Here is a 23,861-nt window from a genome sequence, read left to right as displayed (position 1 = left end):
ACACGTTTTACTTAACACACTGGGGTTCATTAGGAGTTTCACGATGGAAATGCTGAAGTTTGGTAAATTTGCTGCGCTGGCTCTGGCCATGGCTGTAGCTGTAGGTTGCTCGTCCAAAGGCGGCGACAACGCCGGTGAAGGCGCTGTTGATCCAAACGCTGGTTACGGCGCAAACACTGGTGCCGTTGACGGTTCCCTGAGCGAAGAAGCTGCTCTGCGCGCAATCACCACCTTCTACTTCGAATACGACAGCTCGGACCTGAAGCCAGAAGCCATGCGCGCTCTGGACGTTCACGCCAAAGACCTGAAAGCAAACGGCGCTCGCGTTGTTCTGGAAGGCAACACCGACGAACGTGGTACTCGTGAGTACAACATGGCACTGGGCGAGCGTCGTGCGAAAGCCGTTCAACGCTACCTGGTACTGCAAGGTGTTTCCCCAGCTCAGCTGGAACTGGTTTCCTACGGCGAAGAGCGTCCAGTTGCTACCGGCAACGACGAGCAGTCCTGGGCTCAAAACCGTCGCGTCGAACTGCGTAAGTAATTCGATATGCGAACGTGCCGTCGTGCTGTAACTGTTCTGGCTCTCAGCCTCGCGCCGCTTGCGGCGTGGGCTGCGGTTCCTGTGGTCGATGACAACTCCGGTTATAACAATAGCGGGAGCAGTTATCCGCCTGCAGGTTACGGTACGAACGGCGCCTATGCCGGGGGAGCGGCTTCGGCCCCTGCCTCGGCACAAGGCATGCTGTTCAACCAATTGCAACAGATGCAGGATCAGATCTCGCGCCAGCAAGGCGTGATTGAAGAACTGCAAAATCAGGTTGCGCGCATGAAGCAGGAATCCCTGGAGCGATACCAGGATCTTGATCGGCGCATAGGATCCGGTGCTGCACCTGCCGCGACTCCCGAGAATTCTTCTGCCGGTGGCGACGCAAGCGCTGCTGCCGGTGCTGCCGCTGGTGCAGGGGCTGCTGCTGCAGCAACCCAGGCCCCGGCTGCGGGTAGCGAACCGGCTGATCCGGCCAAAGAAAAGCTGTATTACGATGCCGCTTTCGACCTGATCAAAGCCAAGGATTTCGACAAGGCCAGCCAGGCTTTTGCCGCTTTCCTGCGCAAATACCCGAACAGCCAATACGCGGGCAACGCCCAGTACTGGTTGGGCGAAGTGAACCTGGCCAAAGGCGATCTGCAAGGTGCGGGTCAGGCTTTCGCCAAGGTTTCGCAGCTGTATCCCAAGCACGCCAAAGTGCCGGATTCGCTGTACAAGCTGGCTGATGTAGAGCGCCGCCTTGGTCACACCGACAAGGTCAAAGGCATTCTGCAGCAGGTGGTGGCCCAATATCCGGGTACCTCCGCCGCTCAGTTGGCCCAACGCGATCTGCAACGCATGTAAGGCCGTTTGACCTTTCAAGAAGAAACCCGCGCTTGTCGCGGGTTTTTTCGTTAGAATTCACGCCCTTTTTCTGAAACACGCTTCTTGCGGTCTACGCGTTGGCGGGATTGCCTGAGGTGCCTGACGGAGGCGGACAGCCTGTTTAGCTGTTACGCCCGTGGCGACTATGCAAGACACATTGAGAATCACCGAAGTTTTCTACTCTTTGCAGGGGGAAACGCGGACTGCCGGGCTGCCCACTGTTTTTGTGCGCCTGACCGGTTGCCCTTTGCGTTGCCAATACTGCGACAGCGCCTATGCGTTCAGTGGCGGCACCGTGCGCAGCCTCGACGACATCCTCGAGCAAGTGGCCGGATTTCGTCCTCGCTACGTTTGTGTCACCGGCGGTGAGCCGCTGGCACAACCCAATGCCATTCCTCTGCTTAAACAGTTGTGTGATGCCGGTTACGAGGTCTCGCTGGAAACCAGCGGCGCCCTCGACGTCTCGGCGGTCGATCCGCGCGTCAGTCGCGTGGTTGACCTGAAAACGCCGGGTTCGAAAGAAGCCCATCGCAACCGTTACGAAAATATCGAATTGCTGACCCCCAACGATCAGGTGAAGTTTGTCATCTGCTCGCGGGAAGACTATGACTGGGCGGTATCGAAACTGATTCAGTACGGGCTTGATCGACGTGCGGGCGAAGTGCTGTTTTCGCCAAGTCATCATGACCTCAATGCCAGGGATCTGGCGGACTGGGTGGTGGCAGACAACCTGCCAGTGCGGTTGCAACTGCAGCTGCATAAATATCTATGGAATGATGAGCCGGGGCGCTGATATGACTGAACAACTGAACACTAACGAAAAACGTGCGGTAATCCTGCTGTCCGGTGGTCTCGACTCGGCAACGGTCGTGGCCATGGCCCGCGCTGAAGGTTACGCCTGCTACACCATGAGCTTCGACTACGGTCAGCGCTCCCACGCCGAATTGCACGCCGCTGCACGCGTCGCCCGCGATTTGGGGGTGGTCGAGCACAAAGTGATTGGCCTGAACCTGAACGGCATGGGCGGCTCGGCCCTGACCGACACCAGCATCGACATTCCGGAAGAACTCGGCGAAGGCATTCCGGTGACCTACGTGCCGGCACGTAACACCGTGTTCCTGTCGTTGGCATTGGGTTGGGCAGAAGTGCTCGGCGCGCGCGACATCTTTATCGGTGTGAACGCGGTGGACTATTCCGGTTACCCGGATTGCCGTCCCGAGTTCATCGAGTCGTTCGAGCGCATGGCCAACCTGGCAACCAAGGCTGGCGTGGAAGGCAATGGCTTCCGCATCCAGGCGCCGTTGCAGAACCTGAGCAAGGCGCAGATCGTCCAGGCCGGCGTGAAGCTGGGCGTTGATTATGGTCTCACCGTTTCCTGCTATCAGGCCGACGATGAAGGCCGCGCGTGCGCCAAATGCGACAGCTGCCGCCTGCGTGCAGAAGGCTTCGCGGCCGCTGGTGTGGACGACCCAACACCTTATTTTTGATTATTTTCAAAAAGGTGTTGAATAGTCCTTAAAAATCAGTATTATACGCGCCACCACACAGCGGGTCGTTAGCTCAGTTGGTAGAGCAGTTGGCTTTTAACCAATTGGTCGTAGGTTCGAATCCCACACGACCCACCATTTTTGGCGGTTTAGAAAATCCGGAAGGCCCACGCAAGTGAGGATTTCCGGGTTTTTTTTTGCCTGCAATTCGGCCCCGCGTCGCTTCAGTGGCAGCAGCGCTGACGCAGGTCAGAATGATCTTTTGTATCAACGGGATATTCTGTAGCCTTGCGCAGCTTCAATGCTGTCCGTGCCTGATAATACTCACTCTCCCGGCGGTACCCTCAAGCGGTCCGGAGCCGGGTGTATACTCGACTTTCGCGCGAACGCGCCTGCAGGTCTTGCGAACATGACGCAGATTTCCGAACGCCTTCTGGTTCAAGCCCACCTCGATGCCAAACAGCCCAAACCGCTGACGGCTGAGGAAGAGGCTTATTACCGTGCCGCCATCGCCGCCGAGCTCAAGGCTCAGGACGCGGTGCTGGTTGCCCACTTTTATTGCGACCCGGTGATTCAGGCTCTGGCCGAAGAAACCGGCGGTTGCGTGTCCGACTCCCTGGAAATGGCGCGCTTCGGCAACGCCCACCCGGCCAAGACCGTGGTGGTCGCCGGCGTGAAGTTCATGGGCGAGACCGCGAAGATTCTCAACCCGGAAAAACGCGTGCTGATGCCAACGCTTGAGGCAACCTGCTCGCTGGATCTGGGTTGCCCGGTCGATGAGTTCTCGGCGTTCTGCGATCAGCACCCGGAGCGTACGGTGGTGGTCTACGCCAACACCTCCGCTGCTGTTAAAGCGCGAGCCGACTGGGTGGTGACATCGAGTTGCGCGCTGGAGATCGTCGAAAGCCTGATGGACAACGGCGAGACGATTATCTGGGGCCCTGACAAGCACCTGGGGACTTACATCCAGCGCAAGACTGGCGCCGACATGCTGTTGTGGGACGGTGCCTGTATCGTCCACGAGGAGTTCAAGTCCAAGCAGCTCGAAGACATGAAAGCGCTGTACCCGGACGCCGCGATTCTGGTGCACCCGGAGTCACCGACCTCGGTGATCGAGCTGGCAGACGCCGTGGGCTCGACCAGTCAGCTGATTGCCGCTGCACAGTCGTTGCCAAACAAGACGCTGATCGTCGCGACCGACCGTGGCATCTTCTACAAGATGCAGCAGCTGTGCCCGGACAAGGTCTTCATCGAGGCGCCAACCGCCGGTAACGGCGCAGCGTGCCGCAGTTGCGCACATTGCCCGTGGATGGCCATGAACACCCTTGAGCGCACGCTGAAGAGCTTGAAGGAAGGCACAAACGAGATCTTTGTCGATCCGGCGCTGATTCCGCAGGCGATTCGTCCGTTGAAGCGCATGCTCGACTTCACCCAGGCTGCACGGATGAAGCTCGCCGGTAACGCCTAAAAGCCAAAGATCGCAGCCTTCGGCAGCTCCTACATCGATCCCTGTAGGAGCTGCCGAAGGCTGCGATCTTTTTTTGTGGGCGCTTACTTTTGTTTCTTCGGGATTCGCACCACGCGCGTATCCGAATAGATGTCATGCCAAGTGCGTTTCTGCTTGTCGTACAGCGACCAGAAGAAACCCAGCCCCACGCACAGCCACGACGCAATCGACACCATAAACCGCAACAGCGCCTGCCACAGGCTGATCGCACTGCCATCCGCGTTCTGCACGCGAATCCCCCACACCTGCATGCCCAGGGTCTGCCCGCCATGTGTCCAGAACTTGGCAAAGAATCCAAACAGCACCAACAACAGTACCGTCGAATACAGCGGATCGCCGTCCATTTTTCCGGCATCGGTCAGCACGCGCAGGCGTTCTTCGCCGATGATCGCGGCCTGGATCAGTTTGTAAATGAAACCGGTGACGATCAACAGTGCCGTGCACAGCAAAAAGTCATAGAACATCGCGGCCAGACGACGGCCCAGGCCAACGGCAGGAAAATCGCCCTGGGGAGTGAGCAGGTTTTTCGACATGGCAGCCTCTGGACGCGAAAGGAAGCGCCATTTTACGGGTTCGCGCGCACAAAAAAGCCCCTGATATCAATATCAGGGGCTTTTTCGTTACAGAAGATTAGGCTTCTGCTTGTACTTCGTCAGCCTGCATGCCTTTCTGGCCTTGCACAGCAACGAAAGTCACTTTCTGGCCTTCTTTCAGGCTCTTGAAGCCGTTGCCCTGAATGGCGCGGAAATGCACGAACAGATCCGGACCGCTTTCTGGAGTGATAAAACCAAAACCTTTCTCGTCGTTAAACCACTTGACGGTACCGCTCTGACGTGTGGACATTTCTTATTTCCTTTGACGCAAAAATTAATGACAGTCTCTTTCACATGAAAGAGTACTGGGGCTGGTTGCAGGAGAGTAAGAAGACGTCGAACGGGATGTAGCTAACTTGTAGGCTACTGCCCAGGTCACGATTCAAAGCTGACCCATGCAAACACAGTGAACAAACTCTACGCCAACTACGGGAGAAAAAACAAGCCCCCGTGAAGGCCCGGTTTGCCTACGCTTGATGGCAATTAGTCAGTTCACTAGTGCGGCTTAGGCGATTCGCTTGTTCAATTGTTTTCGATCGTTATAAGCAAAGTTCATATTCGAATAGAAGGGTGGGAGATGCACTGTTTTATGGCGGTTGCGTTACACATTAGTGCACGTTTAACGCAACCGCGTTACTTATAGAAACAGTCAATCAACCACGGTAGTAGCGTTGCGGAACAAATGGCATTTTGCTTACAAGCATTGGCACCTTTTTCCCACGCACGATGGCCCATACGACGGTATCGATCGCGTTATAAGCCTTGTCGAGGTAACCCATCGCCAAAGGCCCGCCAAGAGTCGGGCCGAAACCACCGCTGCACACGTTGCCGATGATCTCGCCGGCTTCGTTGACGATTTCTGCGCCTTCGCGCACCGGGGTACGTTCTTGCGGCAGCAGGCCGACGCGTTTGCGTGCGACGCCATTCTGTTGCTGTGCGAATACCTGCTCTGCACCCGGGAAACCACCGGCCCGCGCGCCGTCTGCACGACGGGGCTTGGAGATCGCCCACAACAGGCTGGCTTCGATCGGTGTGGTTTCGGTGTTCATGTCGTGGCCGTACAGGCACAGGCCGGCTTCGAGGCGCAGCGAATCGCGGGCGCCGAGGCCGATGGCCTGGACTTCCGGTTCGGCGAGCAGGGCACGGGCGAGTTTTGCTGCATCGGCGGCAGGAACGGAGATTTCGAAACCGTCTTCACCGGTGTAGCCCGACCGGCTGACGAAGCAATCCACGCCCAGCAACGACACGCGGTTGAATTGCATGAAGGTCATCTTCGCGACTTCAGGTGCAAGGCGCGCCAGCACCGTAACGGCTGCCGGGCCTTGCAGCGCCAGCAGGGCGCGCTCTTCGAACAGCTCTGTAATGGTGCACTGGTCGCCGATGTGTTTTTGCAGATGGGCGAGATCCTGATCCTTGCACGCGGCGTTGACCACCAGGAACAGTTCGTCGTTGCCGAGGTTGGCGACCATCAGGTCATCGAGGATGCCGCCGGTCTCGTTGGTGAACATGGCGTAACGCTGCATGCCCACCGGCAGGTCGATGATGTCCACCGGCACCAGGGTTTCCAGGGCTTTGGCGGCGTTGGCGCCGGTCAGGCGGATCTGGCCCATGTGCGAGACGTCGAACAGCCCGGCGTGTTCACGGGTGTGCTGGTGTTCTTTCATCACGCCGAGCGGGTATTGCACCGGCATGTCGTAGCCGGCGAACGGCACCATGCGGGCGCCGAGTTCGATGTGCAGCGCGTGAAGTGGAGTTTTCGACAGTTGTTCGGTGGACATGCGTGGCTCCTTGAAAATTTGGGGTTGGGGTAAGGGCAAGATCAAGAGCCCCTCACCCCAGCCCTCTCCCGGAGGGAGAGGGAGTTAGTTACGTTTCTCCCGGAGGGAGAGGGGGCTAAGTGCGATCGTCTCCCTGAGGGAGGCGACGTTAAATAAGGTTCAGCATTCAATGATGTTGACCGCCAGACCGCCGCGGGCGGTCTCTTTGTATTTGCTTTTCATGTCGGCGCCGGTCTGGCGCATGGTGCGGATGACTTTGTCGAGGGAGACGAAATGCTGGCCGTCGCCGCGCATGGCCATGCGCACTGCGTTGATGGCTTTCACCGAGCCCATCGCATTGCGCTCGATGCACGGCACCTGCACCAGTCCGCCAATCGGGTCGCAGGTGAGGCCGAGGTTGTGCTCCATGCCGATTTCTGCGGCGTTCTCGACTTGCTGAACAGTGCCACCGAGCACTTCACACAACGCGCCGGCCGCCATCGAACAGGCCACGCCGACTTCACCCTGACAACCGACTTCGGCGCCGGAGATCGACGCGTTTTCCTTGTAGAGAATGCCGATGGCCGCAGCGGTCAACAGAAAGCGCACCACGCCGTCGTCATTCGCGCCGGGGATAAAACGCATGTAGTAATGCAGCACCGCCGGAATAATCCCCGCCGCACCGTTGGTGGGTGCAGTGACCACACGCCCGCCGTTGGCGTTTTCTTCATTGACCGCCAAGGCGTAGAGGTTGACCCAGTCGAGCACCGACAACGGGTCGCGCAGCGCCGATTCCGGGTTCTTGCACAGTTGCCGGTGCAACGCTGCCGCTCGGCGTTTGACCTTCAACCCACCCGGCAAAATACCTTCGTTACGGCAACCGGCAGCGACGCAGTCCTGCATCACTTGCCAGATGTTCAGCAGGCCGGCGCGGGTTTCCGCTTCCGGGCGCCAGGCGCTTTCGTTGGTCAGCATCACCTGACTGATCGACAGACCGTAGGTGGTGCAATGACCGAGCAAGTCCTTGGCACTTTTGAACGGGAAAGTCAGCGGCGTGGCGTCTTCGACGATGCGGTCGGCACCGGCCGCGTCCTCATCGACGACAAAACCACCACCGACCGAGTAGTACTCGCGGCTGCGGATCTGCAGGCCCGCCGCATCGAAGGCGCGGAAGATCATGCCGTTGGGGTGATAGGCCAGCGGCTTGCGGATCATCGCCAGATGTTCTTTCTCGTTGAACGCGATGCTGTGTTCACCGAGCAGGTTCAAGCGAGCGTTGCCGCGAATTTCTTGCAGGCGCGCGGCGACGGTTTCGGTATCAACGGTGTCGGGGTGTTCGCCTTCGAGGCCGAGCAGCACGGCTTTGTCGCTGCCGTGACCTTTGCCGGTAGCGCCGAGGGAACCGTACAACTCGACACGAACGCTGGCGGTGGCCGTCAGCAGGTTTTCACGGCGTAAACCTTCGGCGAAGCGCGCAGCAGCACGCATCGGGCCAACGGTGTGGGAACTGGAGGGGCCGATGCCAATCTTGAACAGGTCGAACACGCTTAACGACATGAGTGGTTCTCCGGTTTCTTGTTATAGGAATTGGCGGATTTCACGGTTCGCCGCACTCCCTTGTAGGAGCTGAGCTTGCTCGCGAAAGCGGTGTGTCAGTCAACTTATTAGCTATCTGATACACCGCTTTCGCGAGCAAGCTCGGCTCCTACAGGGGTTTGCGGTGTGTGGGGGATCGATGGAACTGATCCCCCAACACGTTTAAGCGTAGCTTTCGATCGACGGGCAGGCGCAGACCAGGTTGCGGTCGCCGAAGACGTTGTCGACACGACCGACCGGTGGCCAGTATTTGCCTTCAACCAACGATGCAACCGGGTAAACGGCTTGCTCGCGGCTGTACGGGTGCGTCCACTCGCCAACCAGTTCCGCTGCGGTGTGCGGAGCGTTTTTCAGTGGGTTGTCGTCCTTGTCCAGTGTGCCGTTTTCCACCGCGCGGATTTCTTCGCGGATGCGGATCATGGCGTCGCAGAAGCGGTCCAGTTCTTCCTTGGATTCGCTTTCGGTCGGCTCGATCATCAGCGTGCCGGCGACCGGGAAGGACATGGTCGGCGCGTGGAAGCCGAAGTCGATCAGGCGCTTGGCGACGTCATCAACGCTGATGCCGCTGCTGTCTTTCAACGGACGCAGATCCAGAATGCACTCATGCGCCACCAGACCGTTGCTGCCGGTGTACAGCACTGGGTAGTGCTCTTCGAGGCGACGTGAAATGTAGTTGGCATTGAGGATCGCCAACTGCGAAGCGCGCTTCAAACCGGCGCCGCCCATCATGCGAATGTACATCCAAGTGATCGGCAAAATGCTTGCGCTGCCAAACGGTGCTGCGCAGACCGCGCCTTCTTTGCGTTCCATCTGGCCGTGGCCGGGCAGGAACGGCGTCAGGTGCGACTTGACGCCAATCGGGCCGACGCCCGGGCCGCCACCGCCGTGGGGGATGCAGAAGGTTTTGTGCAGGTTCAGGTGCGAGACGTCGCCGCCGAACTTGCCCGGTGCGCAGAGGCCGACCATCGCGTTCATGTTGGCGCCGTCGATGTACACCTGGCCGCCGTTGTCATGAATGATCCCGCAGATTTCGCGGATGCCTTCTTCGAACACGCCGTGGGTCGACGGGTACGTGATCATCAGCGCGGCGAGGTGTTCGCGGTGCTCGATGGCTTTGGCGCGCAGGTCTTCGATATCGACGTTGCCGCGCGCATCGCATGCAGTCACGACCACGCGCATGCCAGCCATGTTGGCGGTGGCCGGGTTGGTGCCGTGGGCGGACGACGGGATCAGGCAGATGTCGCGACGCTCATCGCCACGGCTCTGGTGATAAGCACGAATCGCCAACAGGCCAGCGTATTCACCTTGCGAACCGGCGTTCGGTTGCAGCGAGATCGCGTCGTAACCGGTGGCGGCGCAGAGCATCGCCTCCAGTTCGTCAGTCAATTGCTGGTAACCGGCACTTTGCGCGGCCGGGGCGAACGGGTGCAGGGCACCGAATTCAGCCCAGGTCACCGGGATCATTTCGCTGGCGGCGTTGAGTTTCATGGTGCACGAGCCCAGCGGGATCATGGTGCGATCCAGTGCCAGATCCTTGTCTGCCAGTTTGCGCAGGTAGCGCATCAGCTCGGTTTCCGAGTGATAACGGTTGAACACCGGGTGGCTGAGGATTGGCGACTGACGCACCAACGAAGCAGGAATGGTGCTCTGTACCGAAGCGGCCAGCGCAGCGAAGTCCGGCAGGGTCTTGCCGTCGGCAAACAGGCCCCACAGGGTTTCGATATCCGCCTGGGTGGTGGTTTCATCGACCGACAGGCCCAGACGCTGAGCGTCGACCACGCGCAGGTTGATCTGCGCAGCGTGCGCCTTGTCGTGCAGTGCGGCGGTTTGTGCGCCGGTGGCTACGGTCAGGGTGTCGAAGAAGCTGGCTTGTTCAACTGTCGCGCCCAGCGCGGTCAGGCCCTTGGCCAGAATCGCGGTCAGGTGATGCACGCGGTTGGCGATCTGCGTCAGGCCTTTCGGGCCGTGGTAGACGGCGTACATGCTGGCGATGTTGGCCAACAGAACCTGTGCGGTGCAAATGTTTGACGTGGCCTTCTCGCGACGGATGTGTTGCTCGCGGGTTTGCATCGCCAGACGCAGGGCCGGCTTGCCGAAACGGTCAACCGACACGCCGACCAGACGGCCCGGCATGTCGCGCTTGAACGCATCTTTGGTGGAGAAGTAAGCGGCGTGCGGGCCACCGAAGCCCAGCGGCACGCCGAAGCGTTGTGCCGAACCGATGGCGACGTCAGCGCCGAATTCACCCGGGGCGGTCAGCAGCGTCAGGGCCAGCAGGTCAGCGGCCACGGCCACCAACGCGTTGGCGGCGTGGAAGCGTTCGGTCAGTTCGCGGTAGTCGAACACGTCACCGTTGGCGGCCGGGTATTGCAGCAGCGCGCCGAAGAACGGCGTCACGTCAGTCAGTTCACGCTCATCGCCCACTACAACTTCAATACCCAGCGGCTCGGCACGGGTGCGCAGCACGTCGAGGGTTTGCGGGTGGCTGTGGATCGAGGCGAAGAATTGGTGGCTGCCCTTGTTCTTGCTCAGGCGTTTGCAGAAGGTCATGGCTTCGGCAGCGGCGGTGGCTTCGTCGAGCAGCGAGGCGTTGGCGATCGGCAGACCGGTGAGGTCGCTGATCATGGTCTGGAAGTTCAGCAACGCTTCGAGACGGCCTTGGGAAATTTCCGGCTGGTACGGGGTGTAAGCGGTGTACCAGGCCGGATTTTCCAGCAGGTTACGCAGGATCGGCGACGGCGTGTGGCAGTTGTAATAGCCTTGGCCGATGTAAGTCTTGAACAGCTGATTCTTGCCGGCGATGCCTTTGATCATCGCCAGAGCATCGGCTTCGCTGAGGCCGTCGTCCATGCCGAGCACGCTGGTGCCCTTGATGCTTTCCGGGATAACGCTGGCGCTCAACGCTTCGAGCGAATCGAAGCCGAGGCTGTTGAGCATGGCTTGCTCGTCACCGGCGCGCGGGCCGATGTGACGGGCGATGAATTCGTTGGCGGTGCCAAGGTTTACTTGAGTCATGTCGGTGTTCCTCAGGCTTCGGCTTGGGCTTTGATCAGACGGTCGTACGCGTCCTGATCGAGCAGTTTGCCGACAGCGGCGGCGTCGCTTGGCTTGAAGCGGAAGAACCAGCCTTCGCCCAGCGGATCTTCGTTGACCAGTTCCGGGCTGTCTTCCAGCGCCGGGTTGGTTGCCAGCACTTCGCCGTCGAGGGGCATGTACACGCCGCTGGCGGCTTTCACCGATTCCACGGTGGCGGCTTCGGCGCCTTTGTCGTACGCCTGCAATTCAGGCAGTTGCACGAACACCACGTCGCCCAAGGCGTTCTGCGCGAAAGCGGTGATGCCGACAGTAACGCTGCCGTCAGCTTCGGTGCGCAGCCATTCGTGATCTTCAGTAAAACGCAACTCGCTCATGGAAACTCCTCAGGGGCCAGACTCGTCTGGTGGACGCGGTGGAAGGCTTGGGCAGGGAAGCCCTTTATTTATGAAGGGTTGATTAGCAAGAACGCGGCCAAGGTTGATTTATGTTTATAAATCAATGACTTGAGTGATTTGGACGGATGTGACTCAGTGGTGTGTGTAGCGAAATCGCTACAGCACAGGGCGAGGAGAAAAGCTGAACCGGATCAAAGCCTTGCACAGCGGTGATCAGAGGAGGGTGTAACGACATCATTCCGCTGTAGCGCTTTCAGTACAGATAAAGGTCGCTTTTAAGCAGGAAATACAATTGTTGAATTGGAAACCCGAACTGTAGGAGCTGCCGAAGGCTGCGATCTTGTCCCGGCCAATACACATTCAAAGTCAACAGATCGCAGCCTCCGGCAACTCCTACAGAAAACAATCTGGAACACAGTTCAAAATGTAGGAGCAGAGCTTGCTCGCGAAAGCGGTCTGTCAGTCACCATTAATTGCAACTGAAAGGCCGCTTTCGCGAGCAAGCTCTGCTCCTACAAGGGCGCGGCGTCGGATTTGATAAGTGTGCAAAAGGAGTTACGGTTTGTTGGGGATGCCGTATTTGCGCAGGCGATGGGCGATAGCGGTATGCGAGGTCTGCAGGCGGCTCGCCAGTTGCCGGGTCGAGGGGTAGCTGACGTAGAGTTTTTCCAGCAGCGCTTTCTCGAACGACTCGACCGCTTGTTCGAGGCTGTCGACATCGCTGTCAGTCTGCCGCGCCACCGAGGTGCCGGCGATGTCGAGGTCGCCGATGTCCACCAGGCTGCTTTCGCAAATCGCCGCCGCGCGGAAGATCACGTTCTGCAATTGCCGCACATTGCCCGGCCAGCGATTGCCGAGCAGCGCCGGGTAAGTGCCCGGGGCGAGGCGGCAGACCGGGCGCTGAATCTGCGCGCAAGCCTGCTGCATGAAGTAGCGCGCCAGCAGCAGAATATCCTGACCGCGTTCACGCAGCGGCGGCACTTCCACGTTGAGCACGTTGAGGCGATAGAACAGATCCTCACGGAACGACCCTTCGCTGACCATTTTTTCCAGATCGCGGTGGGTCGCGCTAAGGATGCGCACGTTGACCTTCACCTCACGATCACCGCCCACGCGACGGAAGCTGCCGTCATTCAAGAAGCGCAGCAATTTCGCCTGCAAGTACGGCGACATCTCGCCGATCTCATCGAGAAACACCGTGCCCTGGTTGGCCAGCTCCATCAGCCCCGGTTTGCCGCCACGCGCCGCACCGGTGAAGGCGCCGGGGGCGTAGCCGAACAGCTCGCTCTCGGCGAGGTTCTCCGGCAGCGCTGCGCAGTTGAGGGCGAGAAACGGCGCGTTGTGCCGCGCACTGATCGCGTGACAGGCGCGGGCGACCAGTTCTTTGCCGGTACCGGTTTCGCCTTGAATCAACAGCGGCGCATCGAGGGCTGCCACACGTTGAGCGCGGGCCTTGAGGGTGCGGATCGCCGGGGATTCGCCGAGCAGCGCATCGAAACCTTCGGCGTGATCGTGGTGCAGCGCCGAGAGTTGCTCTCCGATGCGGTTGGGTTGATACAACGTGAGCAGGGCGCCGGCGTCGGTGATTGGCGTGGCGTCGAGCAGCAGAGTCTGACCATTGACGGTGATTTCGCGCAGCGGCAGGCGGAAGCCGTGTTCGAGCAGCGTGTCGAGCAGGCCGGGGTCGTTGAACAATTCGGAGACGCTTTCGCCGGCCGGTTCGCGACCGTAGAGGGCGATCAATGCCGGGTTGCCAAGCAAGACTTTGCCGGCGCTGTCGAGGGCTAGAACTGGATCGGTCATCGCCGCGAGCAAGGCATCGAGTTGCAAGTGCCGACGCTGGCCGGGGAGGATATCGACCACGGTCACCGCTTCCACGCCGAGCACGCGGAACAACGCATCTTTCAGCTCTTCGAGCACTGTCGGACTCAGGGTCGGCGCGTCGATGTAGACGTTCGGCGGGATCATCTCCACCGCATCCAGATTGAGGTTGCGCCCACCGAGGATAGCCAGGACTTCCTGGGTGATGCCGACGCGGTCGATGAAACTGACGTGGATACGCATGGGGCGGTTCAGTGATCTGCAGAGCGGAGGGTGGCAAGTATGCCTTGGGGCGGGCTAATGGTGAAATCTGTGTCTTGCGCTGATCGTTCCCATGCTCCGTGTGGGAATGCATCCCGTGACGCTCTGCGTCACAGCGGACGCGGAGCGTCCGTGGCGGCATTCCCACGCAGAGCGTGGGAACGATCAATCGATGTAGGAGCTGCCGAAGGCTGCGATCTTTTGATCTTGACGGTTACTCGAAATGCTCAGGATTAACCGGATCCCCGGACTGCATATTCAGCTGCTTGCGGATGTCCTCAAACATCAGATCGTAATGTTTGTGCACCGAGCCGATCTGGCTGTGCGTCTTGGGAATCCCGTATTTTTCGGCAATCCGGGTCACGTCGCGGGCGAAGTTGTAGGCCTCTTCCTTGGGCAGGAAAAACGTTTCCTTCATGTCCTTGCCCTGCATATTGCCGTGCAGGGTGAACTGTATCCCTTTGCCTTTTTGCGGATCGGTGAACACTTCATAGTCGAGGCAGACGTTGTAATTGACGTCATCGTCGGTCAACGCATGCCGCTCGATGTGCAAATGACCGGGTTCAAACTGGGCCATGAGGAACTCCTTTCAAGGCATGGAAAGAGGGCAGACCCTGGGCCTGCCCCCGCCGTTTCTAATTATCGGTAAGTGATGCCAGGCTTCGCTGTGGTCACGCGTGTACCGGCGGTGCCCTGAACGATGGCTTCGATGTCCGCCAGCGAACCGATCACCGCGACCTTGCCAGTATGGCGCGCAAATTCGCAGGCTGCCTGCACCTTCGGCCCCATCGAACCGGCGGCGAAACCGAGGCGCTCGAGTTCATCCGGATGCGCTTCGGCGATGCCTTTCTGCGTTGGTTTGCCGTAATCAATGAACGCCGCGTTGACGTCGGTGGCGATTACCAGCAGATCCGCTTCCAGTTGCTCGGCGAGCAGCGAAGAGCACAGATCTTTGTCGATCACCGCTTCGATACCCTTGAGGTTGCGGTTCTCGTCATACATGGTCGGAATCCCGCCACCACCGGCGCAAATCACGATGCTGCCCTTGTCCAGCAACCACTTGATCGGGCGGATTTCGAAAATGCGTTTTGGGCGTGGGCTGGCCACCACACGACGGTACTTATCGCCGTCCGGCGCAATCGCCCAGCCTTTTTCAGCAGCGAGTTTTTCCGCTTCGGCTTTGTCGTAAACCGGGCCGATCGGTTTGGTTGGATTCTTGAACGCCGGGTCGTTGGCGTCGACTTCAACCTGGGTCAGCAGCGTGGCGAACGGCACTTCGAAATCGAGCAGGTTGCCCAGTTCCTGTTCGATGATGTAGCCGATCATGCCTTCGGTTTCGGCACCGAGCACGTCCAGCGGGTAAGGAGTGACGGAGGTGTAGGCCGCCGCTTGCAGCGACAGCAGACCGACTTGCGGGCCATTGCCGTGGGCGATGACCAGTTGGTTGCCGGCATGGATTTTGGCGATTTGCTCGGTGGCGATGCGGATGTTGGCGCGCTGATTGTCAGCGGTCATCGGCTCACCACGGCGAAGCAGGGCGTTACCGCCCAGAGCTACGACGATACGCATGGTGCATGTCCTTTTCGTAGTGATCGTTCCCACGCTCTGCGTGGGAATGCCGCCACGGACGCTCCGCGTCCGCTGTGACGCAGAGCGTCACGGGATGCATTCCCACGCGGGAGCGTGGGAACGATCATGGATAAGCAGTGGTTACAGATCAGCGAGGGTCGAGACCAGAATCGCCTTGATTGTGTGCATGCGGTTTTCCGCTTGCTCGAAGGCGATGCAGGCTGGGGACTCGAACACGTCGTCGGTCACTTCGATGCCGTTTTTCAGGTGCGGATACTGTTCGGCGATTTGCTTGCCGACTTTGGTATCACTGTTGTGGAATGCCGGCAGGCAGTGCATGAACTTCGTGCGCGGGTTGCCGGAAGCTTTCATCAACTCGGCGTTGACCTGATACGGCAGCAGTTGCTGGATACGCTCGGCCCACGCTTCAACCGGCTCGCCCATCGACACCCAGACGTCGGTGTGGATGAAGTCGACGCCTTTGACCGCGGCTTTCGGGTCTTCGGTCAGGGTGATGCGCGCGCCACTTTCTTCGGCATATTTGTGGCAACGCTCAACCAGATCATCCAGTGGCCACAGGGCTTTTGGCGCGCAGATGCGCACGTCCATGCCGAGCTTGGCGCCGATCAGCAGCAGCGAGTTACCCATGTTGTTACGCGCATCGCCAAGGTAGGCGTAGCTGATTTCGTGAATCGGCTTGTCGGCGTGTTCACGCATGGTCAGCACGTCGGCGATCATTTGCGTTGGGTGATATTCATCGGTCAGGCCGTTGAACACCGGTACGCCAGCGAACTTGGCCAGCTCTTCGACGATTTCCTGTTTGAAGCCACGGTACTCGATGGCGTCGTACATGCGACCCAGCACGCGGGCTGTGTCTTTCATGCTTTCTTTGTGACCGATCTGCGAAGAGTTCGGGTCGATGTAGGTGACGTTGGCGCCTTGGTCATACGCCGCCACTTCGAACGCGCAACGGGTACGGGTCGAGGTTTTTTCGAAGATCAGGGCGATGTTGTTGCCCTTCAGGTGCTGCTGCTCGGTGCCGGTGTACTTGGCGCGTTTGAGGTCGCGGGACAGGTCGAGCAGGTAACGCAGCTCACGTGGAGTGTGGTGTTCCAGGCTGAGCAGGTTACGGTTGTGAATGTTAAAAGCCATGATGGATCTCCTTCGGTGTCGGTTATCCCCCTGGCCGCACGTTGTAAGTGACGGCCAAGGCTCAGAGGTTTAGTAGTCGATTGCGTCGCGCACGATTGGGCAGGTCATGCAGTGGCCACCGCCACGGCCTCGGCCCAGTTCACCGGCGCTGATGGTGATGACTTCCACGCCGGCCTTGCGCAGCAGGGTGTTGGTGTAAGTGTTGCGGTCGTAGCCGATGACCACGCCCGGTTCCACGGCCACCACGTTGTTGCCGTCGTCCCATTGCTCGCGTTCAGCGGCGAAGCTGTTGCCGCCGGTTTCCACCACGCGCAACGCTTTCAGATTGAGGGCCTTGGCCACGGTGTCGAGGAAAGTGCCTTCTTCGCGGCGGATGTCGATGCCGCCCTGTTTGCCTTCGTCAGGTCGTAGGGTGAAGGCGACGATCTGATTGACCACTTCCGGGAAAATCGTCACGAGGTCGCGGTCGCAGAAGCTGAACACGGTGTCGAGGTGCATCGCCGCGCGGGATTTCGGCAGGCCGGCAACGATGACTTTTTCCACGGCTTTGTTCTTGAACAGGTTCAGCGCCAGTTGGCCGATGGCCTGACGGGACGAGCGCTCGCCCATACCGATCAACACCACGCCGTTGCCGATTGGCATGACGTCGCCACCTTCAAGGGTGGAGCTGCCGTGATCCTTGTCCGGGTCGCCGTACCAGATTTCGAATTCGGCGTTGGTGAACTGTGGATGGAATTTGTAGATGGCGGTGGTCAGCAGGGTTTCCTGACGGCGCGCTGGCCAGTACATCGGGTTCAGCGTCACGCCTCCGTAGATCCAGCAGGTGGTGTCGCGGGTGAACTGGGTGTTCGGCAGCGGCGGCAGAATGAAGCTGGAGTGGCCGAGGAAATCGCGGAACATCTGGATGGTCTTGCCGCCGAAACTGTCCGGCAGATCATCAGCGGACACGCCGCCAATCAGGAACTCGGCGATGTGCCGTGGCTCGAGGCTTTTCAGCCAGGATTTGACTTCGTTGATCAGGCCCAGGCCCACCGAATCGGCGGTGACCTTGCGCTCGAGAATCCAGTCCAGCGCCTCAGGGATGGCGACGATGTCGGTCAGCAGGTTGTGCATTTCCAGCACATCGATGCCGCGCTCGCGCATCTTGGTGACGAAGTCGAAGTGGTCGCGCTTGGCCTGGGCAACCCAGAGCACGTCGTCGAACAGCAGCTCATCGCAGTTGTTCGGGGTCAGCCGCTGGTGGGCCAGACCTGGGGAGCAAACCATGACTTTGCGCAGTTTGCCGGCTTCGGAATGTACGCCGTACTTAACTTTTTCCGTGGTCATTTCAGTGATCCTCCAGATGACAAATTAGTCGGGTATTACAGCGTCAGGAAGCCGTCGTAGAGACCGTAGGCTGCCACCAGGGCACCCACGATCACCGCGGCGAAAAGCAGCTTCTCGACATTAGTGAAAATCGGTTGTTTCAGTTCCAGCTTGGCTTTGGCGAACAGGATCGCGCCAGGTGCGTAGAGCAGGGCCGAGAGCAGCAAGTACTTGACCCCGCCGGCATACAGCAGCCACACCGCATAGATCAGCGCGATGCCGCCGATAATCAGATCCTTGCGCCGTTCGGCGGCAAAGCCTTCGTAAGTTTCGCCGCGCACCGCCAGCAGCAGCGCATACGCCGCCGACCACAGATACGGCACCAGAATCATCGAAGTGGCGAGGTAGATCAGCGACAGGTAAGTACTCGCCGAGAACAGGGTGATGATCAGGAAAATCTGCACCATCGCGTTGGTCAGCCACAGGGCGTTGACCGGTACGTGGTTCTCGTTTTCCTTGCGCAGGAACTCCGGCATGGTGTGGTCTTTGGCGGCGGCGAACATGATCTCCGCACACAGCAGCACCCACGACAGCAGCGCACCCAGCAGCGAAATGATCAGACCGACGCTGATCAGCACCGCGCCCCAGTGACCGACCACATGCTCAAGCACGGCGGCCATCGACGGGTTCTGCAGTTTCGCCAGTTCCGGCTGAGTCATGATGCCCAGCGACAGCACGTTCACCAGCACCAGAAACAGCAGCACGGTGATGAAGCCGATCACGGTGGCTTTACCGACGTCCGAGCGTTTTTCCGCGCGGGCCGAGAAGATGCTCGCGCCCTCGATGCCGATGAACACCCACACGGTGACCAGCATCATGTTGCGCACCTGGTTCATCACGCTGCCCAGATCCGGGTTTTTAATGCCCCAGATGTCGGCGGTGAAGATGTCCAGTTTGAAGGCGAAAATCGCGATCAAGACGAACAGCACCAGCGGCACAACCTTGGCGACCGTGGTCACAAGGTTAATGAACGCCGCTTCCTTGATCCCGCGCAGGACGAGGAAGTGCACGGCCCACAACAGCACCGAGGCGCCGATCACGGCTGCGACAGTGTTGCCTTCACCGAAAATCGGGAAGAAGTAGCCGAGGGTACTGAACAGCAGAACGAAGTAACCGACGTTGCCCAGCCAGGCACTGATCCAGTAACCCCAGGCGGACGAGAAACCCATGTAGTCGCCGAAACCGGCCTTGGCGTAGGCGTAGACACCGCCGTCCAGGTCAGGCTTTCGATTGGCGAGGGTTTGAAAGACAAAAGCGAGGGTGAGCATGCCGACAGCGGTGATGGCCCAACCGATCAGCACGGCGCCAACGTCGGCGCTGGCGGCCATGTTTTGTGGCAAAGAGAATATCCCGCCACCGATCATTGAACCGACTACCAACGCAACCAGTGCACCGAGTCGTAGTTTTCCGGGAGCTTCAGACATTGCATGACTCCATTGCAGGAGAAGAGAGATCACAGCGTAGTTCTGTTGTCTGTTCAGTTAGCTGACTTAGATCAGTGCATGGTCACATTCCATTGTTAATGAATGACTTATGAATCGGCTGAAGGCATAAAGCTATCGTCTGCGAAGCCCGATTTAGACGCTTTGTGGCTACATGCTTGGGAATGGCTATTATTACTTTCGAATTATGACGCTAGTTCGTTTTGGCGGATTGGCAAATTTTCCGCGTCTGTTTTCAGTACAGAATTGATTTATTAGGATCAGCGCACAAAATTGTCTGAGCGTGCTAGGCGTTAGCGTGATCGGCTATATATAAATGGGCATTTGTTGGCGTTATCTAATAAACGTACTTACTCTTTACCCATTTAGTTAGTTAAGTCATAAACCTGTGGTGAGGGGTTCGGTGCATCTGGGGTTTGGGTGGATCCTGAGGTTTGGCTGGAAATTGAGAATTCGTTGATCAGGAAGGGAGATTTGAATGTCGCAACCGACGCAAAAGCTGCGCCTAGGCGCGTTGATCGCTCTGGTGGTGGGGTCGATGATTGGTGGGGGGATTTTCTCGCTGCCGCAGAACATGGCGGCGCGGGCCGATGCCGGGGCGATATTGATCGGTTGGGGCATCACCGCGATCGGCATGCTCACGCTGGCGTTCGTCTTTCAGACTCTGGCCAACCGCAAGCCTGAACTGGATTCCGGTGTCTACGCCTATGCCAAGGCCGGGTTCGGCGACTACATGGGATTTTCATCGGCGTGGGGTTACTGGATCAGCGCCTGGCTGGGTAACGTCGGTTATTTCGTCCTTTTATTCAGCACCCTCGGCTACTTCTTTCCGGTGTTCGGTCAGGGCAATACGCCGATCGCCATCGGCTGCGCTTCGGTGCTGTTGTGGTGCGTGCATTTTCTGGTGATGCGCGGGATCAAAGAGGCAGCGTTCATCAATCAGGTGACCACGGTGGCGAAGATCGTGCCACTGATCATGTTCATCGTCATCGCCGCCGTCGCCTTCAAGGCCGACATTTTTACCCGCGACATCTGGGGCACCAGCAACCCTAATTTCGGCAATGTCATGGATCAAGTGCGCAACATGATGTTGGTCACGGTGTTCGTGTTTATCGGCATCGAAGGCGCTAGTGTCTATTCAGCGCGCGCGGAGAAACGCAGCGACGTCGGCCGCGCCACCGTGATCGGTTTTATCGGTGTGCTGGCGCTGCTGGTGCTGGTCAACGTGCTGTCGCTGGGGATCATGAGCCAGCCGGAACTGGCCAACCTGCAAAACCCTTCGCTGGCCGCGGTGCTGGAACACATCGTCGGGCCGTGGGGCGCGCTGCTGATCAGCATCGGCCTGGCAATCTCGCTGCTCGGTGCGCTGCTGTCGTGGGCGCTGCTCTGCGCGGAAATCCTTTTCGCCACGGCCAAAGACAAAACCATGCCGGCGTTCCTTAAAAAGGAAAACAAAAACCACGTGCCGGTGAACGCGTTGTGGCTGACCAACGCGATGATCCAGATTTTCCTGCTGATCACCCTGTTTTCGGCGGGCACCTACACCAGCCTGATTTATCTGGCGTCGTCGATGATTCTGGTGCCGTATCTGTGGTCGGCGGCGTATGCCGTGCTGCTGAGCGGGCGTGGCGAAACCTACGAACACGCCTCGGCCGAACGCACCAAGGATTTGCTGATCGGCGGCATCGCCCTGGGTTATGCGGTGTGGTTGCTGTACGCCGGCGGGGTGAAATATTTGCTGCTGTCGGCGCTGCTGTATGCGCCGGGGGTGATCCTGTTTGCCAAGGCCAAACATGAGCAGGGCGAGCCGATTTTCACGTCTATTGAGAAGGGCATCTTTACCGTCGTCATTATCGGTGCGGGTCTGGCGGCGTATGGCTTGTACAGCGGCATGCTGTCGTTGTGAGGTTGGCGCTGGCCTATCAACCGCCGTATGACTGGGAGGCGATGCTGGGTTTTCTCACGGCGCGGGCGGTGGTCGGGATGGAGGCCGTGGTCGATGGCGTGTACTCGCGCAGCATCGGGTTGAACGGGGTGCATGGCACGGTTTCAGTGTGGCCCGGTGCTGGTGATTCGCTGGCGGTTGAAGTGGATTTTCCTGATTCGCAGGCGCTGCCGGAGATTGTTCGGCGGTTGCGGCGGATGTTCGATCTGGATGCGGATGTGGCAGTGATGCAAGGGCATCTTGCGCGGGATCCGCTGCTGGCGCGGTTGATGGCCAGGCGTCCCGGGTTACGCATTCCGGGGGCGTGGGATGGTTTGGAACTGGCGTTTCGTGCAGTGCTCGGGCAGCAGATTACCGTGGTGGCGGCAATTCGCTTGGCGGGGAAATTGGTGGCTCAGTATGGCGCGCCGTTGCAATCGACGGTGCCGGGTTTGAGTTATGTGTTTCCTGAGGCCTGTGTGTTGGCTGAGGCGGATTTGGCAGCGTTGGGGATGCCCAAGAGTCGAGGGCGGACACTGTCGGGCGTGGCGCAGGCGTTGCTTGATGATCCTGCATTATTTGAGCCTTATCGCGAAGGCGGGGTGGCGCGGTTGCTGGCGTTGCACGGGATTGGCGAGTGGACGGCGCAGTACATTGCGCTGCGGCAATTGCGCGATCTGGATGGGTTTCCCCATGGCGATGTCGGGTTGTTGCGGGCGTTGGAAGTGTTGGAAGGACAGCGGCCGACGGCGCGGGAATTGGCTGTGCGGGCGGAGGGTTGGCGGCCTTATCGCGGGTATGCGGCGCAGGTTTTGTGGGCGTCTTTGAGTCACCCTCACCCCAGCCCTCTCCCAGAGGGAGAGGGGGCCGACCGAGGTGTCTGGCGCTATACATCGACCTGAGTAACCGAGGCGATTATGGATTCAAGGCCAATTTTCCATGCTGATGTTGGATTCAACACCAATCTTTCAAGTCGGTGAATCTCGCCAATATCCCCCAATCAGTCCCCTCTCCCCCTGGGAGAGGGCTAGGGTGAGGGGCTCTTCAAACCCACTGCGGCCGGTGGGCGGCCAAATCCGTCGCCGGCAACGCCCACTGCAACGGTGTGCCGCTGATCTTCACCGGCGCCAGCAACCGATGTGCTGGCCCCCATTGGGTTTGTTCCAAGGGCAACCCTTGGTCTTGTTCATCCTCGGCACGCAACGCTTCGGCTATTCCAGCCCCGTGTTCGATCAACAACCCCGCCGTCCGCGCCAATGACAACCGTGCCGAACCACCATGCCCATTCCGCAACCGCTCAGTCAGTAATCTGATCGCACTCGCCGCCATCAAATAGCCGGTCGCATGATCCAACGCCTGCACCGGCAACGGCGTCGGTTTGTCCGCGTGCTTCCAGCGCTGCCCGGCCTCAGCGATGCCGCTGCTCATTTGCACCAGGCTGTCGAAACCCCGGCGGTTTTGCCACGGGCCGCTCCAGCCGTAAGCGTTGAGGCAGACGTCGATCAATCCCGGTGCCAATTGGCGACGACGTTCAACACCGAAACCAAGATTCTCCAACGCATCAGCGCGATAACCGTGCAGCAGAATGTCGGCGTCTTTCAGCAGACTCTCGAACACCGCGCGATCCGCCGGAACCTGCAAATCCAGCCGTGCGCAGCGTTTGCCCAAGGTCATCTCCGGGACGACGCCGGGCTCGTTCCAGGTCGGCGGATCGATGCGCAAAACCTCAGCACCGAGCCCCGCGAGGAAACGACTGGCGGTAGGGCCGGCGAGTACTCGCGTCAGATCCAACACCTTGATCCCGGCCAACGGTCGCTCAACCGAGCCTTGCCACGATTTCGCATGTTCATCCTGATCTGCGAAGAAGTGAACAAGCGGCTCGGCATTCACCGCCAACCCCTGCGGATGCTGTTGCCACTGCGCCCAACTGCGCATTTCGGCGGCGCAACCCTTGGCGTCGACCACCGCTTGCTCCAGTTCCGTGCTCGCCCATTGCGCGACTTTCGCCGCCATCGCCGCGCGGTCGGCGCAGGCACCGAGCACGCGTTCAGCGGCGGCGCGGTGATGCGGGGCGTTGGTGTGCAGGCGAATCCAGCCGTCGCGCGTTGCGTAGTCGCCGGCGACCGGATCCCACAGCGGTGGCACTTGCCAGCCGATCGGGCGCAGTGATGAGGAGAACCAGAACGAGGCCAGGCGACGATCGACTTCTACGGCGGGCAGGTGGCCGGTTTGTTGCTGCAAGAGTTCGCTGATGGCTTGCCCGGCAGCGGCGATGCTGGCGCAGGCAAGATCGGTGACGGCGAAGGCCGAGGGCAGGGCGCCACTGGCGGTGAACGCAATCGGCGTGTGCGGCAAGCCGAGTGCGGCTTGAATGGACGTGAGTAAATCAGTCATCGAAGGCCCTCCGGAGCGAGAGGGCGATGATAGTGCAAAAGAATCTTGAGGCAGATGAAATCCGGGAATGTGAACTCGCTTCCCTTGTGGGAGCGGGCTTGCTCGCGAAAGCGATGTTTCAGTCACTGCGATGTTGCAGGAACTTACGCCT

19 protein-coding genes, 1 tRNA gene and 1 pseudogene are annotated in these 23,861 nt (G+C 59.4%); 8 read left to right on the top strand and 13 right to left on the bottom strand.

Annotation, left to right across the window (positions count from 1 at the left end; genetic code table 11):
- Positions 1-43: 43 nt before the first annotated feature.
- From pal to nadA, 6 genes are all read left to right on the top strand, one after another.
- Positions 44-541 carry a peptidoglycan-associated lipoprotein Pal gene (gene pal, locus KFS80_RS02665; RefSeq protein ID WP_003178634.1) on the top strand — a complete coding sequence of 166 codons (498 nt, stop codon included), beginning with the start codon at positions 44-46 and terminating at the stop codon, positions 539-541.
- 6 nt (positions 542-547) lie between these two features.
- Positions 548-1,390, top strand: a complete 843-nt coding sequence (gene ybgF, locus KFS80_RS02660; protein ID WP_053123074.1) for a tol-pal system protein YbgF — start codon at positions 548-550, stop codon at positions 1,388-1,390.
- A gap of 166 nt (positions 1,391-1,556) precedes the next feature.
- Positions 1,557-2,204 (top strand): 7-carboxy-7-deazaguanine synthase QueE, encoded by a 648-nt coding sequence (gene queE, locus KFS80_RS02655; RefSeq protein ID WP_159812532.1) that lies wholly within the window; start codon positions 1,557-1,559, stop codon positions 2,202-2,204.
- Position 2,205: 1 nt separating this feature from the next.
- Positions 2,206-2,898 (top strand): 7-cyano-7-deazaguanine synthase QueC, encoded by a 693-nt coding sequence (gene queC, locus KFS80_RS02650; protein WP_053123071.1) that lies wholly within the window; start codon positions 2,206-2,208, stop codon positions 2,896-2,898.
- A gap of 62 nt (positions 2,899-2,960) precedes the next feature.
- A tRNA-Lys gene (locus KFS80_RS02645) sits at positions 2,961-3,036 on the top strand.
- Positions 3,037-3,307: 271 nt separating this feature from the next.
- Positions 3,308-4,366 carry a quinolinate synthase NadA gene (gene nadA / locus KFS80_RS02640; protein WP_008080237.1) on the top strand — a complete coding sequence of 353 codons (1,059 nt, stop codon included), beginning with the start codon at positions 3,308-3,310 and terminating at the stop codon, positions 4,364-4,366.
- A gap of 83 nt (positions 4,367-4,449) precedes the next feature.
- On the opposite strand, the gene KFS80_RS02635 is transcribed toward nadA, so the two are convergent.
- From KFS80_RS02635 to arcD (KFS80_RS02580), 12 genes are all read right to left on the bottom strand, one after another.
- A complete protein-coding gene (locus KFS80_RS02635; RefSeq protein WP_212543896.1) occupies positions 4,450-4,938 on the bottom strand; it encodes an RDD family protein in 489 nt (162 codons plus the stop codon).
- A gap of 97 nt (positions 4,939-5,035) precedes the next feature.
- Positions 5,036-5,248 carry a cold-shock protein gene (locus KFS80_RS02630; RefSeq protein ID WP_003227496.1) on the bottom strand — a complete coding sequence of 71 codons (213 nt, stop codon included), beginning with the start codon at positions 5,246-5,248 and terminating at the stop codon, positions 5,036-5,038.
- A gap of 403 nt (positions 5,249-5,651) precedes the next feature.
- Entirely contained in the window at positions 5,652-6,776 is a 1,125-nt protein-coding gene (gene gcvT / locus KFS80_RS02625; RefSeq protein WP_212543895.1) for a glycine cleavage system aminomethyltransferase GcvT, read from the bottom strand.
- A 159-nt stretch (positions 6,777-6,935) separates the two neighbouring features.
- A complete protein-coding gene (locus tag KFS80_RS02620; RefSeq protein ID WP_212543894.1) occupies positions 6,936-8,312 on the bottom strand; it encodes an L-serine ammonia-lyase in 1,377 nt (458 codons plus the stop codon).
- 201 nt (positions 8,313-8,513) lie between these two features.
- Entirely contained in the window at positions 8,514-11,366 is a 2,853-nt protein-coding gene (gene gcvP, locus KFS80_RS02615; RefSeq protein WP_212543893.1) for an aminomethyl-transferring glycine dehydrogenase, read from the bottom strand.
- Between the two features lie 11 nt (positions 11,367-11,377).
- On the bottom strand, positions 11,378-11,761 hold the full coding sequence (gene gcvH, locus KFS80_RS02610; protein ID WP_159812526.1) for a glycine cleavage system protein GcvH: 384 nt from the start codon (positions 11,759-11,761) through the stop codon (positions 11,378-11,380).
- A 576-nt stretch (positions 11,762-12,337) separates the two neighbouring features.
- Positions 12,338-13,846, bottom strand: a complete 1,509-nt coding sequence (locus KFS80_RS02605) for a sigma-54-dependent transcriptional regulator (protein ID WP_212543892.1) — start codon at positions 13,844-13,846, stop codon at positions 12,338-12,340.
- A gap of 232 nt (positions 13,847-14,078) precedes the next feature.
- Positions 14,079-14,441 (bottom strand): DUF5064 family protein, encoded by a 363-nt coding sequence (locus tag KFS80_RS02600; RefSeq protein ID WP_053123058.1) that lies wholly within the window; start codon positions 14,439-14,441, stop codon positions 14,079-14,081.
- 62 nt (positions 14,442-14,503) lie between these two features.
- Positions 14,504-15,433, bottom strand: coding sequence for a carbamate kinase (arcC, locus tag KFS80_RS02595; RefSeq protein ID WP_053123056.1), 930 nt, complete (start codon positions 15,431-15,433; stop codon positions 14,504-14,506).
- A gap of 141 nt (positions 15,434-15,574) precedes the next feature.
- Positions 15,575-16,585 (bottom strand): ornithine carbamoyltransferase, encoded by a 1,011-nt coding sequence (locus KFS80_RS02590; RefSeq protein ID WP_053123054.1) that lies wholly within the window; start codon positions 16,583-16,585, stop codon positions 15,575-15,577.
- A 69-nt stretch (positions 16,586-16,654) separates the two neighbouring features.
- The gene (gene arcA, locus KFS80_RS02585; protein WP_053123052.1) at positions 16,655-17,911 is read right to left on the bottom strand and encodes an arginine deiminase; all 1,257 of its coding nucleotides are present in this window, start codon (positions 17,909-17,911) and stop codon (positions 16,655-16,657) included.
- Positions 17,912-17,946: 35 nt separating this feature from the next.
- Entirely contained in the window at positions 17,947-19,374 is a 1,428-nt protein-coding gene (arcD, locus tag KFS80_RS02580) for an arginine-ornithine antiporter (protein WP_053123050.1), read from the bottom strand.
- 496 nt (positions 19,375-19,870) lie between these two features.
- On the opposite strand from arcD (KFS80_RS02580), the gene arcD (KFS80_RS02575) reads away from it, so the two are divergent.
- Both arcD (KFS80_RS02575) and KFS80_RS02570 read left to right on the top strand, forming a co-directional pair.
- Complete coding sequence (arcD, locus tag KFS80_RS02575) at positions 19,871-21,298, top strand: arginine-ornithine antiporter (protein ID WP_053123047.1); 1,428 nt, start codon at positions 19,871-19,873, stop codon at positions 21,296-21,298.
- Positions 21,295-22,146 (top strand): annotated as a pseudogene (locus KFS80_RS02570) (DNA-3-methyladenine glycosylase family protein); the annotation flags it as partial. The gene arcD (KFS80_RS02575) and the pseudogene KFS80_RS02570, both read left to right, overlap by 4 nt.
- A gap of 214 nt (positions 22,147-22,360) precedes the next feature.
- Here the strand turns inward: KFS80_RS02570 and KFS80_RS02565 are convergent.
- Positions 22,361-23,710, bottom strand: coding sequence for a CoA transferase (locus KFS80_RS02565; protein WP_212543890.1), 1,350 nt, complete (start codon positions 23,708-23,710; stop codon positions 22,361-22,363).
- Positions 23,711-23,861 lie beyond the last annotated feature (151 nt).

Origin of the sequence: Pseudomonas rustica (genome assembly GCF_018336155.1) — a bacterium.
Classification (GTDB): domain Bacteria; phylum Pseudomonadota; class Gammaproteobacteria; order Pseudomonadales; family Pseudomonadaceae; genus Aquipseudomonas; species Aquipseudomonas rustica.
This window is presented reverse-complemented; position numbering and strand designations above follow the sequence as displayed.

What these genes read in the sequence shown, in the direction of transcription:
- pal (WP_003178634.1), top strand. Translation starts at nt 44, where the DNA reads ATGGAAATGCTGAAGTTTGGTAAATTTGCTGCGCTGGCTCTGGCCATG.
- ybgF (WP_053123074.1), top strand. Translation starts at nt 548, where the DNA reads ATGCGAACGTGCCGTCGTGCTGTAACTGTTCTGGCTCTCAGCCTCGCG.
- queE (WP_159812532.1), top strand. Translation starts at nt 1,557, where the DNA reads ATGCAAGACACATTGAGAATCACCGAAGTTTTCTACTCTTTGCAGGGG.
- queC (WP_053123071.1), top strand. Translation starts at nt 2,206, where the DNA reads ATGACTGAACAACTGAACACTAACGAAAAACGTGCGGTAATCCTGCTG.
- nadA (WP_008080237.1), top strand. Translation starts at nt 3,308, where the DNA reads ATGACGCAGATTTCCGAACGCCTTCTGGTTCAAGCCCACCTCGATGCC.
- KFS80_RS02635 (WP_212543896.1), bottom strand. Translation starts at nt 4,938, where the DNA reads ATGTCGAAAAACCTGCTCACTCCCCAGGGCGATTTTCCTGCCGTTGGC.
- KFS80_RS02630 (WP_003227496.1), bottom strand. Translation starts at nt 5,248, where the DNA reads ATGTCCACACGTCAGAGCGGTACCGTCAAGTGGTTTAACGACGAGAAA.
- gcvT (WP_212543895.1), bottom strand. Translation starts at nt 6,776, where the DNA reads ATGTCCACCGAACAACTGTCGAAAACTCCACTTCACGCGCTGCACATC.
- KFS80_RS02620 (WP_212543894.1), bottom strand. Translation starts at nt 8,312, where the DNA reads ATGTCGTTAAGCGTGTTCGACCTGTTCAAGATTGGCATCGGCCCCTCC.
- gcvP (WP_212543893.1), bottom strand. Translation starts at nt 11,366, where the DNA reads ATGACTCAAGTAAACCTTGGCACCGCCAACGAATTCATCGCCCGTCAC.
- gcvH (WP_159812526.1), bottom strand. Translation starts at nt 11,761, where the DNA reads ATGAGCGAGTTGCGTTTTACTGAAGATCACGAATGGCTGCGCACCGAA.
- KFS80_RS02605 (WP_212543892.1), bottom strand. Translation starts at nt 13,846, where the DNA reads ATGCGTATCCACGTCAGTTTCATCGACCGCGTCGGCATCACCCAGGAA.
- KFS80_RS02600 (WP_053123058.1), bottom strand. Translation starts at nt 14,441, where the DNA reads ATGGCCCAGTTTGAACCCGGTCATTTGCACATCGAGCGGCATGCGTTG.
- arcC (WP_053123056.1), bottom strand. Translation starts at nt 15,433, where the DNA reads ATGCGTATCGTCGTAGCTCTGGGCGGTAACGCCCTGCTTCGCCGTGGT.
- KFS80_RS02590 (WP_053123054.1), bottom strand. Translation starts at nt 16,585, where the DNA reads ATGGCTTTTAACATTCACAACCGTAACCTGCTCAGCCTGGAACACCAC.
- arcA (WP_053123052.1), bottom strand. Translation starts at nt 17,911, where the DNA reads ATGACCACGGAAAAAGTTAAGTACGGCGTACATTCCGAAGCCGGCAAA.
- arcD (WP_053123050.1), bottom strand. Translation starts at nt 19,374, where the DNA reads ATGTCTGAAGCTCCCGGAAAACTACGACTCGGTGCACTGGTTGCGTTG.
- arcD (WP_053123047.1), top strand. Translation starts at nt 19,871, where the DNA reads ATGTCGCAACCGACGCAAAAGCTGCGCCTAGGCGCGTTGATCGCTCTG.
- KFS80_RS02565 (WP_212543890.1), bottom strand. Translation starts at nt 23,710, where the DNA reads ATGACTGATTTACTCACGTCCATTCAAGCCGCACTCGGCTTGCCGCAC.